A 13,256-nucleotide genomic window follows, 5' to 3' on the forward strand; every position below is an offset into this window, starting at 1 on the left:
CCCGGTTTCGTCCTCGGCAGGGGAAGAGACAAGGGAGACACCGCAAGAGCAAAACAAAATTTGCGGAGACGTATCGCTAGCAATCTCTGCCATGAATGAAGTGATTCACCCGTTCCATCAGGTCGGAACACGGATTGTTCCGGAATATGCGTGTTGCCATGTGCACGGGATCACCAAAGAAGAATCTCTCGTAGAGCACCTGTCGACCAGCAAATGCGGAAACCGAGGCATCCCACGCCAGCCGGTACAGATCAATCTTGTCTGCGGCCGCGAGCTTCACGCTTTGGAAGTACTTATCGATTTCGGTACGCAGTGGTCCATCCAGATCCTCACTCGTTGGCAATGTCACCAAGCCGCTGGCGCCAATCTGTTGGACGATCTCTACAATCCTGGGATACATGCGGGGAAACATGAATCTGGCCGCCTCCAGCGGACTCCAGTCGGGAACGAGCATGCCGAAATCGTTCAATCTTGCTCCAGCCTCGGCCGCCGACTTGAATGCCTTCATCGCCTGCCATCCCGCCCAGATCTCGGCCATCTTTTCATGAATATGTTGAAACCTATCCAGTCCTGATCCACGGACCATCAGTGAAATCAGGCCGAGAAAAAATTCGATTTTGACAATATTCTTGCAAACTACCTGGTAGGTGATGTGAGCGGTGGCTCCGGTGACATCATAGAATTGGTTGCAGATGTCGATATCCCGATAGCAAAACACACGTTCCCAGGGGACAAACACGTCATCAAAGAGTGCGACCGCATCCATTTCTTCGTACCGCGCGCCAAGCGGATGATTCCTAGGGCCCATTCCATAATCAACGGAATCGCGGCAGATGAACTTTAGTCCTGCAGTGCTGGTAGGCAGGACGAATGCAAATGCGTAGTCCTTCGAAGCATCCGAGACGTCTAGCAGCCGCGCCGGGAAGACTGCGATCTCATCGGCAAAAGGAAGCGTTGCGACCAGCCTGGCGCCAGTAACATAGATGCCGGCGTCCGATTCTCGGGTGACATGAGCAGATACTGTTGGATCATTCTGAAACGCTGGTCCAGCCAGCCGATTGACCCGCGGATTCAATATCGTGTGCGTCAGAGCAAGGTCATTATCGCGAACGAACCTGAAGTATTCCTTGACGTTGTTCGAAAAAGTTCTGCCTCCGATATCGAAAAAGCTCGCACTGCCTGAGAACGCGGCAATTGATCTGTTCAGGTAGGCCGGGTCGCGACCGAGCATGCCCTGACTGAATCGCGCGCCTGTCAGAAGCGCTTTACCCATGGCGAGCAGATCGCTTCGGTCTTTTGTGATGCTGAACGACATGCTCACCTTCCTGCCATCAATGGTCTCCAGCATCAGGTCGCTGTGATCCCATTGATAATCGTAGAGCGCCGCGAGAGTCTCCACACCATTCTTGAGCGGCGCGAAATGCCGAACATTCTCGATGCGCTTGCCTTGATACCAAAGGTCAGGTGGGCTGCTCTGAAGGCGCTGCAGAAAGTCCGCGCCCTTTCTCGCACCATGGTATTTTCCATCAAATGCCCACGTCCCAGACGCAGATTCGTTATCGTCTTGGCCTCTATCCGTCATCGTTATGTCTCCTCGGTGCGATCGGTGTTTTCGATGCAAAGCGATGCGACTTGCCATCGACCTTCGACAATCAGCCACAACTCGAAGAACTCGCATTGGCTGACAATCTGGTCGTTCCTCTTGAACCAGGCCGAGCCCGCAACTGTGGCCCAACTCTTGTGCTCCTGCATCGCTGTGACGGTTTCCTTGAACTCCACATTGCCCGCTCGCCTGTTAGGGAATTTGGTACGGCTTCGTTCGATGTACGCAATCTGATCGGCTTTGGATACCCGCTCGGCATTCCTCTGGATAAAGAATGACGGAGCTTCCAGATAAGCGAGCCAATCCACTTCTCCATTCAGATATGCATTGATCCAGACTGCTCTTATCTGCTTGAACGAATATTTTTTACTCATACTGCAACAAGGTATCAATCTGCTCCGAGATGTCGGAGATCTTGCGGTCCATCACGCGCCTCGCGTCAAACACGCCTTCGTTGTAAGCCAGGGCGCGTATCAGCTTGTACAGCTTCTCGGCAAACGGAACGACTTCCATGTTGCCGACCGAAATCTGAAGTTCGCTATCCAGCAGATCGCGTACTTGAGAAGAGAATTTGATCAGGTCGAATTTCTGGGTATGCACGACACACTCCTAAAAGGTGGGAAGATTGAATTCTGGTTCCTTGTCGAGCCGCCGTTCACGTAGTCTCGCAAGAAATCTCTCCATATCAAGATCTTGTATCACGTCAATCAAACGTTCCTTAAACTCGCGGGCTTCGACTTCGGTCATCGAATAGTCAATCTTGTCACGGAAGAAGCGGTCTTTGGCCAGTTCTTCGGAAATCAGTTTCACGGCGTCTAGTTTCCTGGCGAAATCCAGGCCAATCGTGACATGCATCGAGATATTGCTAATGGTTTCCACATCGTGCCAATAGCCGAATGGCAGGTACAGGCCATCACCTGCGGACAGCACGTGTTCCATCAACGGTTTGCCTTTGGGAGAAGGCAAGTAGAAACTCTTGTCCCCCCGGTTTGGCGAGTGGTATGTAGGAGCATGTATTGACCACCGCTTACTGCCATAAATCTGTATGGCGACGATGTCATGATCATCAAAGTGGCGGCCAAATCCGCTTGGACCCTTCGGGGAGATGTACAGGTTCGCCCATGCCGGGCAGCCCAGTGCGGCAGCGATTTCGCCAGTTAACGCCTTGAGTCCCGGGAAGAAGGCTTCGCAATGATCGATGATAATCGCGCAACCATCGCGCATTGCCTTGCGCAGTACCCCGGGGACCAGCCTGGGCCGCCTTTCGCCTCGCTCGGAGAACGAGTAGCGTAGGAACCCGTTATAGCTTCGGCTGTATTCATTGTCCGCTGCCGCAACCCGGATTCTGGGGTAATCGATCAGTCCGCTGGACAGAAGTGAATTGACTTCACTCCAGGTGACGATCTCTTCGACGTGGAGCGCGTCAAGAATATAAGGCCGAAAATGCAAACCGCCTGTTAGAAAATCGGGGCAATTCAGCATATTAGCTCCGGTTCTCTATGTAGATATTGCCGCCTGATTCCTCCATGACATGCTGGTTACCTAAGGATTCACGGTTGAAGAGCACATGAGGGTGCTGATGGGTGATTATAAATATGCATGTGTCACTCGCTAGGCTCGCGATGGTGCCAGCGAGGGAGTACGCCCTCTCTTCATCCAGTCCTGAAAATGGTTCGTCGAGAATCAGGATATCGCACTCCTGAAGCAGCCCTCTAGCGATCACCAACCGCTGACGCTCTCCACCAGAAAGCCGCCCACCCTTCTCGCCAACAACATATTCCAGGTTATCGCTGAATTTCTGTAGTCCGACCTTTGAGAGCGAATCGACGAGTTCCTTGGGGCTCGCGTCATGCTTTCCGTACCTAAGGTTTTGAATGATGGACTCATTGAAGATGGTGTTGTCCTGGGAAACATAGCCAATCTTTGCTAGCAGCAGATCGGAATCCATACCGCTCACATCTATGCCATTGATGAGTAGTTGCTTTGCCGGCGCCCGGATTTCTCCGCGCATCGCACGCGCGATGGTACTTTTCCCGATACCGCTGGCACCGCGCAAGGTGTTCACCACTCCAGGACTAATGTTGATCTCCCCATAGATTGGCTGCGTACCATTCGCGGTGATGCCAGCAGCGCAGAAGCCCTGAAAGGAAAAGTCATAGCGCTTAGCACCAAACACAGGAGACGCGGTACCGACGTTGATGCCATCTTTGATCTTCAGCCCCTCCGAGATTCGCCGAATATCGATCCCTGCGCTGAGGATATTGCGATAATTGAAGCCGAGGGCATTGATCTGAATGATCAATTGTGCCAACCCGGTGGCCAGGAGGATGATGGCGCCAGTCGAGCCTGCCCCCTGTCCGCAATACGCCGTGAGCATCAAGAAGCAGGCTGCTACGCAGATAACCGAAGAAACGATGCTGTCGAGAAACAGCTTCCTGACATTATTGTTCTTCCGTTCTTCTAGTTTGGCCAACAGGATTGCGTGATGGCTCAGTCGACCGTTGCGCATGTCTGGGGAAATGGCCCCAGAATTAATGAAGCTGTCGTGCATGAAAGCTGCGCACTCGGTATCCGATTGCGCAATCTCCCTCATCATTGGCGCTCTTTTCTTTGTGACATACACGACAAATGCAGAATATAACGCCGCGAAGAGCAGAAGAACCAACCCCGCCTCCCACCCCACGAAAATGACTGCAAACAGGGCAATGGAAACTATCTCAAGTGCGATGGAAAGCAGCGATCTCAGCGTGCTGTTTAGCAGGGTGCGTACTGAAAAAACAGCCTCCTGTATCTTCTTTTGGTATTCCCCGGAATTCTTCAGGCGTGCGCTGCCATAGTCCAGACTGACAACGTATTCATACCAGCTCTTTCGGATGTCGCTTTCGATCCGGTTCGCGAGCCGGTTAGAAATCAATGTACCACTGGCGCCCGCAATTGGAAGCAGAAATCTCTGCAATGCGAACAACACGATAAAGAGGAACAAAATATCAGTCTTTCCGTGCTGCAAGCCATCCGTTAGCCATTTCAGCAAGGCGCCAAACGATGTGTTCAGCAATGCGCTCAGGCACGCGAGTGCGATCACACCCGCAAAGTAGTACTTGTAGCGAGCCAGTAGCCGCGCAACATAATGGGACATGCCCGTTCCTTGATCCAATTGTGGACTCCATGACTGGCTCCACCCCGAATCGGACTGAGGCGACCCGGGGTGTCACGCTCTATTTCTGTGAGCGCCTCAGGTGTAGAGATTACGGGAGGAGTTGCAGGTGCAGTACATGCCACAGCCACTACCACCACAATACATTGACGGGGATACCTGCTGGATGATGCCTTGGATGAGTTCGCCAGTCGTCATTCCGTTGGCGAGTTTCGGATCGATAGGTGTCCCCAGTTTCTTCAGGTCCCCGTGATATGCGGACCTTTGCAACAGGTTCACCTTTTCGGGGGAGTACTTGTTGCCGTATTGCACATACCATTTTTTCAGCGTCTCATTGCCGAACGTCGCGCTGATGACCTGAAGCTGTTTCTCAAGCCTGCCGCGCTTGTGATCGCTCAGCGTTATTCCTTTCTGGGACAGTGTCTGGATTTTCTGGGTCAGATGCGCCGAGCAGAACGGTATGTGATGAATCATCTTCCCAAAAAAGCGATTACAGAATTTTTCGTAATCTTTGGTGAAGAGAATGAAGTGGTGCCACATTTTGTCGACCATCAAAAGTGGCTCATCGATTTCAAATTCAATGCATTGTCTCTGCGCGTACTCCGATACACACAGAAATTTTTTCATTTCCGAAAAGATGTCGAGTGCCTCTGCCTCCTCCACATCCCATTCGTCCCTGAACTTGCCAATGACGCCTTCGTGCTGATAGCGCGCCAAATCCGCTGAATACAAAAAATCGACAACATCCCTCTGGCGATCCAAAACTGCGGTCATGAAACCTCCTTTTTGCTGATTAAGCTGAGAAAAGATGCGACGGCACTTATTTCATAGTCGTGCGGGGTTCCTCCTGTTTGCAGTTGAATTTCAATCGACCTGTGCAATCGCGCAATCACCTGCCATAGTGCGAGTGACTGCGCGACTCGGGTCGGGGTCGCTGACATCGATCTCGTATTGCTCTGTTCCGATATGGTGGATTGCCAATGGCCCGAAATGACGCTCTAAATCATCACCGCAACCTTGGTGAGATCGTTGTCAAATTGTGTTGATGCGTAATCGGGTCAAAGCGCGCATGGCGAAGGCGCGCGGGTGCGCCGGGCTGGCCGGCGAGGTGCTGATCCAGACGCGCTATCCGGACGCCCCCCGCACTGCAGGCGCTGGTGCGGCACGACTACGCGGGCTTTGCGCGGCAACTGCTGCGCGAGCGCAAGCAGGCGGGGCTACCGCCGTTTGCCTATCAGGCGCTGCTGACCGCCGAGCACAAAGAAGTGGCGCGGGCGCTGGCATTTCTGGGTGCAGCACGGGCCGCTGACGAGGCACTGGCGGCCGAACTGGGCACCCCCGTGTTCCTGCATGATTCGGTGCCCACGACGATGGTGCGCCTGGCCGACCGCGAGCGGGCGCAGTTGCTGGTTGAATCGGGTTCTCGCGCGGCGTTGCAGAAGCTTTTGACTGCCTGGACTGAGGAGTTTGCGGGGATTGGCAAGACTGTGAAGGGGGGGCGGTGGCAGTTGGAGATTGATCCTTTGAGGATTTGAGCATTTGAGGGCTGGGGGGGCACCTCCCTTTCGTTCCCTGCTGGGGCTGACTCACTTTCTTTGGTCTTGCCCAAAGAAAGTAAGCAAAGAAAAGTGAGTCAGCCCCGGCAGGGGATGAAACAAGGGATGCACCACCAACAAAAAACCAGCCCAAAAGCCCCAACCGCCCCTGCGGTTGCACCCCAATCTACCCATTTCGAACCAAGGGGTTTCACTAGGTTGCACCTTCAAGATCGCCAGGCGTATGATCCGCCCAATTTGCCGGCCACAAGCCAGGCAATGGCAGCTCTGGATAGGAACCCACATGGCTACAACCACCCTCGGGGTCAAGCTGGACGATGCTTCGCGTGAACGCCTCAAGCGCGTTGCGCAGTCCATTGACCGCACGCCGCACTGGCTGATCAAGCAGGCGATCTTCACGTATCTGGATCAAGTGGAGCGGGGGCAGCTGCCAACTGATGCAAACGGCCCGGCGGCGGATGGCCTCCCGTCCGCCGCCGCAGCCGTCTCGGACGTGCACGAGGGTGACGAACCCGCGGTGCAACCGTTCCTCGAATTCGCACAAAGCGTGCAACCGCAATCGGTCTTGCGCGCTGCCATCACCGCCGCTTATCGCCGGCCGGAAACCGAAGCCATTCCGATGCTGCTGGAGCAGGCCCGTCTGCCGGGCGCGCTCGCTTCGGAAGCCAAGCAGCTCGCACGGGACCTCGCCGGCAAGCTGCGCACGCAAAAGGTCGGCACTGGCCGCGAAGGGCTGGTGCAGGGCCTGATCCAGGAATTCTCCTTGTCGAGCCAGGAAGGCGTGGCGCTGATGTGCCTGGCCGAGGCGCTGCTGCGCATTCCCGACAAGGCCACGCGCGACGCACTCATCCGCGACAAGATCAGCAACGGCAACTGGTATTCGCATGTCGGCCAGAGCCCGTCGCTGTTTGTGAATGCCGCCACCTGGGGCCTGCTGCTCACGGGCAAGCTGGTCGCCACCCACAACGAAGCAGGGCTGTCGAAGGCGCTCACGCGCATCATCGGCAAGAGCGGCGAGCCGCTGATCCGCAAGGGCGTGGACATGGCGATGCGCCTGATGGGCGAGCAGTTCGTCACCGGCGAAACCATTTCCGAAGCGCTGGCCAACGCGCGCAAGTTCGAGGCCGAAGGCTTCCGCTATTCCTACGACATGCTCGGCGAGGCCGCGATGACGGAGGAAGATGCGCAGCGCTACCTCGCGTCGTACGAGCAGGCCATCCGCGCGATCGGGCAGGCGTCGGGCGGGCGCGGCATCTACGAAGGGCCGGGCATCTCGATCAAGCTGTCGGCGCTGCATCCGCGCTACGCGCGCGCGCAGTACGACCGCACGATTAACGAGCTGTATCCGCGTGTGAAGGCGCTGGCGATGCTGGCGCGTGAATACGACATCGGCATCAACATCGATGCGGAAGAGGCCGATCGCCTGGAGCTGTCGCTCGACCTGCTGGAGCGCCTGTGCTTTGCGCCCGAGCTGGCCGGCTGGAACGGCATCGGCTTCGTGGTGCAGGGCTATCAGAAGCGCTGCCCGTTCGTGCTCGACTACATCATCGATCTGGCACGCCGCAGCAAGCACCGCCTGATGATCCGCCTGGTGAAGGGCGCGTATTGGGACAGCGAGGTCAAGCGCGCCCAGGTCGACGGCCTGGAGGGCTACCCGGTCTACACGCGCAAGGTCTATACCGACGTGTCGTACCTGGCCTGCGCACGCAAGCTGCTGGCCGCCCCGGAAGCGATCTTCCCGCAGTTCGCCACGCACAACGCGCACACGCTGGCGGCCATTTACCACATGGCCGGCCAAAACTATTACCCCGGCCAATACGAATTCCAGTGCCTGCATGGCATGGGCGAACCGCTGTATGAGCAGGTCGTCGGCAACAAGCCGGGCAAGCTGAACCGCCCGTGCCGTATCTACGCGCCGGTCGGCACGCATGAAACGCTGCTGGCCTACCTCGTGCGCCGTCTGCTGGAAAACGGCGCCAACACCTCGTTCGTGAACCGTATTGCGGATGAGTCGATTCCTCTGGACGACCTCGTCGCCGACCCGGTGGCGGTGGTGGAAAAGATGCACGCCGATGAAGGGACGCTCGGCCTGCCGCATCCGAAGATTCCGCTGCCGCGCCACCTCTACGGTGACGTGCGCGCCAACTCGTCGGGCATTGACCTGGCGAATGAGCAGCGCCTGGCGTCGTTGTCGTCCGCCCTTCTTGCGGGCACGAGCACCGTCTGGACGGCCCAGCCGACCATCGGCGATGCGCCATACGCTGGCGGCACACCGCAACCGGTGCGCAATCCGTCGGACCTGCGCGATATCGTTGGCCACGTGACGGAAGCCACCGAAGCCGATGTGGATGCCGCGCTGTCGGCCGCCGCCGCTGCCGCTCCGATCTGGCAAGCCACACCGCCGGAAGCGCGTGCCGCGCTGCTCGATCGCGCAGCGGACCTGATGGAAGACGAGATGCAGCACCTGATGGGGCTGATCATTCGCGAGGCGGGCAAGACGCTGTCGAACGCCATCGCCGAAGTGCGCGAAGCCGTCGATTTCCTGCGCTATTACGCAGCGCAAGTGCGCGGCGGTTTCTCGAACGACACGCATCGCCCGCTGGGCCCCGTGGTCTGTATCAGCCCGTGGAACTTCCCGCTGGCAATCTTCACCGGCCAGGTGAGCGCAGCGCTTGCTGCAGGCAACCCGGTCCTGGCCAAGCCTGCCGAGCAGACCCCGTTGATCGCCGCCCAGGCCGTGCGCATTCTGCGTGAAGCCGGCGTGCCGGCCGGTGCTGTGCAACTGCTGCCGGGCCGTGGCGAGACCGTCGGCGCGGCGCTGGTGAAGGACATGCGGACCAAGGGCGTGATGTTTACCGGCTCGACCGAAGTCGCGCGCATCCTGCAGCGCACGCTGGCTGGCCGCCTGGACGCCAACGGCGCGCCGATCCCCCTGATTGCTGAGACCGGCGGCCAGAACGCGATGATTGTCGATTCGTCTGCGCTGGCCGAGCAGGTGGTGGCCGATGTGCTGTCGTCTGCGTTTGATTCGGCAGGCCAGCGGTGCTCGGCGCTGCGCGTGCTGTGCCTGCAGGATGACGTGGCTGACCGCGTGCTCGCGATGCTCAAGGGCGGCATGGCCGAACTGGCGATGGGCAATCCGGATCGCCTCGCCACCGATGTCGGCCCGGTGATCGACGCCGAAGCGCGCGACAACATCGTCGGCCACATCGAAGCGATGCGCGCCAAGGGCCGCCGTGTGCATCAGGCGCCGGTGCCGGCCGCCTGCGCGCACGGTACGTTTGTGCCCCCCACCGTCATCGAACTCGACAGCCTGTCGGACCTGACGCGCGAGATCTTCGGCCCCGTGCTGCACGTGGTGCGCTGGAAACGCTCCGGTGACAACGCCGGCTTGACCAAGCTGATCGAGCAGATCAACGGCACGGGCTACGGCCTGACGCTGGGCATCCATACGCGTATCGACGAGACCATCGCGCACGTGGTGGATCGGGCGCACGTCGGCAACCTGTATGTGAACCGCAATATCGTCGGCGCCGTGGTGGGCGTGCAGCCGTTTGGCGGCGAAGGCCTGTCGGGCACGGGTCCGAAGGCCGGCGGCCCGCTGTATCTGCTGCGTTTGCTGTCGACGTGCCCGCAGGACGGCATGCGCACTGCGCTGGAACTGACCGCTGGCGCCGGCACGGAAATCGATACCGATGCGCGCCGCGCGCTGCTGGCGCCGTTCGATGCGCTGACGGATTGGGCACGCAAGCAGTCGCCTGAGCTGGCATCGCTGTGCGAACGCCTGGCTGCGGCGTCGGCCACGGGCGCCACGGCCACGCTGCCGGGCCCGACGGGCGAGCGCAACACCTACACGCTGCTGCCGCGCGAAGCGGTGCTGTGCGTGGCGGCGGATCCGGCCGATTGGCTGCGCCAGCTGGCGGCTGTGCTGGCCGTGGGCAGCGTGGCCGTTGTGCAGGAAAACCCTGCCATCGAAGCGGTACTTCGGGGCTTGCCGGCGGCAGTACAATCGCGCGTCCGTGTGGTCGGGTCGACCGACGAAGCGGCATTTGATGCGGTGCTGCACCACGGCGATTCGGACCATCTGCGCGCCATTTGCGAAGGACTGGCACGACGTGCCGGCCCGATCGTGGGCGTGCAAGGCCTGCCGCATGGCGGGGAAGGGCTGGCGCTGGAGCGCCTGCTGATCGAGCGTTCGCTGTCGGTCAATACGGCCGCAGCGGGTGGCAACGCCAGCCTGATGACCATCGGCTGACGGGGAGCACGAGCAGGATTCGCAGCGGCATCCGCACGACGGGTACGGATGGCGCGCGAAGCGGGAGGAGGGCGACGGTGATCCCGTCGCGCTATTGATCCAAATTGCGTTTGAACTAGGAGACGCACAAATGAAATTGAAGCAACTGTGTCTGGCGGCGGCGCTGTGCGCGCTGGGTAGTGCGGCATCGGCCCAAGAAGTCATCAAGCTGGGCTACGCCGGCCCGATGACCGGTCCTCAAGCCCAGTACGGCAAGGACATGCAGAACGGTCTGACGCTGGCTGTGGAAGAGTTCAACGCCACCAAGCCGAAGATCGCCGGCAAGGAAGTCAAGTTCCAGCTGATCTCGGAAGACGACCAGGCTGACCCGAAGACCGGCACCACCGTCGCACAGAAGCTTGTGGACAGCGGCATCAAGGGCATGCTGGGCCACTTCAACTCGGGTACGACCATCCCGGCCTCGCGCATCTACAACAACGCCGGCATTGCAGAAATTGCGATGGCAACGGCACCGGAATACACGAAGCAAGGCTACAAGACGACATTCCGCATGATGACTTCCGACACCCAGCAGGGTTCGGTGGTCGGCACGTACGCCGTCAAGAAGCTGGGCTACAAGAACATCGCCATCGTTGATGACCGCACCGCTTACGGCCAAGGTCTGGCAGACGAGTTCGAGAAGGCCGCCAAGGCTGCCGGCGCCACCATCGTGCGTCGCGAGTTCACCAACGACAAGGCCAGCGACTTCAAGTCGATCCTCACGCAGATCAAGGCCAAGAAGCCTGACGCCGTGTTCTACGGCGGCGCGGAAGGCCAATCGGCTCCGCTGGTCAAGCAGATGCGCGAACTGGGCATGAAGTCCACGCTGATGTCGGGCGAAATGTCCAAGACCGACGACTTCATCAAGCTGGCTGGCGCGCAATCGGCCGAAGGCGTGGTGTGCTCGCTGGCCGGTCTGCCGCTGGAGCAAATGCCGGGCGGCGCTGGCTACAAGGCCCGCTATGAGAAGCGCTTCGGCACGCCGGTGCAGACGTACTCGCCGTACGCCTACGACGGCGCGATGGCCCTGATGCAAGCCATGGTGAAGGCCGGCTCGTCGGATCCGAGCAAGTACCTGCCGATCCTGGCCGCGACCAACATGCAAGGCGTGACCGCCAAGCATTACGCCTACGACGACAAGGGCGACCTCAAGGACGGCGGTATCACCGTCTACAAGGTCACCGGCGGCAAGTGGACGCCGCTGGAGAGTGTCGGCGGCAAGTAATCCGACCGGCTCTCAGCCATTCGCAGTATGAAAACCGCCCTCCGGGGCGGTTTTTCTTTGCTGGCGGCCAACGTCTCCAAACGCAGAGTTGTCGCCTTCTGCATTCAACACCATCGATCTATTGTTAAATATCGTGTAACACGGGTCTAACGCGTGTCAGTGCTTGGCTGACTTTCCCAAGCGGGTGCTTCGGGTACCATGTCGCCCATGACAGGACTTCACGATCTCTTCCCTTCGTGGCCGCCCGAACCCGGCGGTCTTTTCTGGGTCGGGCTGGCGCTGGTCGGTGCGGCGTTGTGCGGCGAGTTTGCGCGTGCGGCGCTCAAGCTGCCGCGCATCGTCGGCTACGCGGCAGCGGGGCTGGTGGCCGGCGTGCTGGGCCGCCCGCTCATCGACGCCGACATGCTCGACCAGACCCACATCCTGATCGAGATGGCGCTGGCGTTGGCGCTGTTCGAACTGGGTCACCGGTTGTCGTTCGAGTGGCTGCGTGCCAATCGTTGGCTCTTGCTTACCAGTGGCTTCGAGAGCCTGCTGACCTGGGGCCTCGTCACCTGGGTGCTACAGCTGTTTGGCGTGGCGACGCCGGTGGCGGTGGCCGCAGGCGCCATCGCCGTGGCCACGTCCCCCACGGTGCTGCTGCAACTGAAGAACGAGCTGCGCGCCGAAGGCCAGGTGACGGAGCGGTTGCTCTCGCTGGGCGCGCTCAACAGCATCTACGCCAGCGTGCTGGTGCCGCTGACCGCGGGCTGGCTGCACAGCGAATACGGTCATTGGGCGGCGGCGCTGCTCCATCCGCTGTACCTGCTGGCAGGTTCCGTGCTCCTTGCCTGGGTGGTCGGCAAGGTGGGCCATGCGTTGTATCACCGCATGGCGGGTGACGATCACTACGCGTTTCTGGTGCTGGTCGGCCTGGTCCTGTTTGCGCTGGCGATGGCCAAGCTGCTCAAGCTGTCGGTGCCGCTCACGTTGCTGCTGGCAGGCGTGGTGTTCAAGCATCAGGACGATCACCCGCGCGTGTGGCCGTCGCACTTCGGCAGCGCTGGCAGCATCCTCATTGTGGTGATGATCGTGTCGCTTGGTTTGCCGCTCAAGGCGTCGGACTGGGTGATCGGCGGTGTGGCGGCGGTGGCGCTGGTGCTGTCGCGCTTCATTGCCAAACTGGCGGCCACGACGGCGCTGGGCTCGTTCTCGGGCCTGTCGATGCGGCAGAGCATCGCGCTGGGCCTGGCGCTTGGGCCCATGTCGGGACTGTCATGGTTGCTGATGCACGATACGGCGGCACTGTATCCACAAACCGGCGGGCCGCTTGCGGCCATCATTCTTTGCACGCTGGCGATCCAACAGATTGCCGCGCCGATCCTGACCGCGCGTTCGCTGCGCTGGGCAGGTGAGGTGCGACAAGACGAAGGGAGGCACTGAGC

9 protein-coding genes and 1 pseudogene are annotated in these 13,256 nt (G+C 59.5%); 4 read left to right on the forward strand and 6 right to left on the reverse strand.

Going from position 1 to position 13,256, the window contains the following annotated elements; genetic code table 11:
• Window positions 1-76 precede the first annotated feature (76 nt).
• The 6 genes from hpaB to NG898_RS10935 form a co-directional block, all read right to left on the reverse strand.
• Window positions 77-1,582: a 4-hydroxyphenylacetate 3-monooxygenase, oxygenase component gene (gene hpaB / locus NG898_RS10910; protein WP_252692308.1), complete on the reverse strand. Its 1,506-nt coding sequence runs from the start codon at window positions 1,580-1,582 to the stop codon at window positions 77-79.
• Between the two features lie 2 nt (window positions 1,583-1,584).
• A complete protein-coding gene (locus NG898_RS10915; protein ID WP_252692309.1) occupies window positions 1,585-1,977 on the reverse strand; it encodes a hypothetical protein in 393 nt (130 codons plus the stop codon).
• Window positions 1,970-2,203 (reverse strand): DUF2164 family protein, encoded by a 234-nt coding sequence (locus NG898_RS10920; protein WP_252692310.1) that lies wholly within the window; start codon window positions 2,201-2,203, stop codon window positions 1,970-1,972. Before NG898_RS10920 ends, NG898_RS10915 begins: the two co-directional genes overlap by 8 nt.
• 9 nt (window positions 2,204-2,212) lie before the next feature.
• The gene (locus NG898_RS10925) at window positions 2,213-3,085 is read right to left on the reverse strand and encodes a cupin domain-containing protein (protein WP_252692311.1); all 873 of its coding nucleotides are present in this window, start codon (window positions 3,083-3,085) and stop codon (window positions 2,213-2,215) included.
• A 1-nt stretch (window position 3,086) separates the two neighbouring features.
• A complete protein-coding gene (locus tag NG898_RS10930; protein ID WP_252692312.1) occupies window positions 3,087-4,739 on the reverse strand; it encodes an ATP-binding cassette domain-containing protein in 1,653 nt (550 codons plus the stop codon).
• A 96-nt stretch (window positions 4,740-4,835) separates the two neighbouring features.
• Window positions 4,836-5,531 carry a glycine-rich domain-containing protein gene (locus NG898_RS10935; RefSeq protein WP_252692313.1) on the reverse strand — a complete coding sequence of 232 codons (696 nt, stop codon included), beginning with the start codon at window positions 5,529-5,531 and terminating at the stop codon, window positions 4,836-4,838.
• A gap of 307 nt (window positions 5,532-5,838) precedes the next feature.
• Here NG898_RS10935 and NG898_RS10940 point away from each other — a divergent pair.
• From NG898_RS10940 to NG898_RS10955, 4 genes and pseudogenes are all read left to right on the forward strand, one after another.
• A pseudogene (locus tag NG898_RS10940) lies at window positions 5,839-6,292 on the forward strand (primosomal protein N'); the annotation flags it as partial.
• Window positions 6,293-6,596: 304 nt separating this feature from the next.
• On the forward strand, window positions 6,597-10,568 hold the full coding sequence (putA, locus tag NG898_RS10945) for a trifunctional transcriptional regulator/proline dehydrogenase/L-glutamate gamma-semialdehyde dehydrogenase (protein ID WP_252692314.1): 3,972 nt from the start codon (window positions 6,597-6,599) through the stop codon (window positions 10,566-10,568).
• A gap of 130 nt (window positions 10,569-10,698) precedes the next feature.
• Window positions 10,699-11,832 carry a branched-chain amino acid ABC transporter substrate-binding protein gene (locus tag NG898_RS10950; protein ID WP_252692315.1) on the forward strand — a complete coding sequence of 378 codons (1,134 nt, stop codon included), beginning with the start codon at window positions 10,699-10,701 and terminating at the stop codon, window positions 11,830-11,832.
• Window positions 11,833-12,030: 198 nt separating this feature from the next.
• Window positions 12,031-13,254 (forward strand): cation:proton antiporter, encoded by a 1,224-nt coding sequence (locus NG898_RS10955; RefSeq protein ID WP_092976320.1) that lies wholly within the window; start codon window positions 12,031-12,033, stop codon window positions 13,252-13,254.
• The last annotated feature ends 2 nt before the right edge of the window (window positions 13,255-13,256 follow it).

The organism is Ralstonia mojiangensis (assembly GCF_023955645.1).
Classification (GTDB): Bacteria; Pseudomonadota; Gammaproteobacteria; order Burkholderiales; family Burkholderiaceae; genus Ralstonia; species Ralstonia mojiangensis.

Coding starts and splice junctions, on each gene's coding strand:
- NG898_RS10955 (WP_092976320.1), top strand. CDS start 12,031: ATGTCGCCCATGACAGGACTTCACGATCTCTTCCCTTCGTGGCCGCCC.
- NG898_RS10930 (WP_252692312.1), bottom strand. CDS start 4,739: ATGTCCCATTATGTTGCGCGGCTACTGGCTCGCTACAAGTACTACTTT.
- NG898_RS10950 (WP_252692315.1), top strand. CDS start 10,699: ATGAAATTGAAGCAACTGTGTCTGGCGGCGGCGCTGTGCGCGCTGGGT.
- putA (WP_252692314.1), top strand. CDS start 6,597: ATGGCTACAACCACCCTCGGGGTCAAGCTGGACGATGCTTCGCGTGAA.
- NG898_RS10915 (WP_252692309.1), bottom strand. CDS start 1,977: ATGAGTAAAAAATATTCGTTCAAGCAGATAAGAGCAGTCTGGATCAAT.
- hpaB (WP_252692308.1), bottom strand. CDS start 1,582: ATGACGGATAGAGGCCAAGACGATAACGAATCTGCGTCTGGGACGTGG.
- NG898_RS10935 (WP_252692313.1), bottom strand. CDS start 5,531: ATGACCGCAGTTTTGGATCGCCAGAGGGATGTTGTCGATTTTTTGTAT.
- NG898_RS10925 (WP_252692311.1), bottom strand. CDS start 3,085: ATGCTGAATTGCCCCGATTTTCTAACAGGCGGTTTGCATTTTCGGCCT.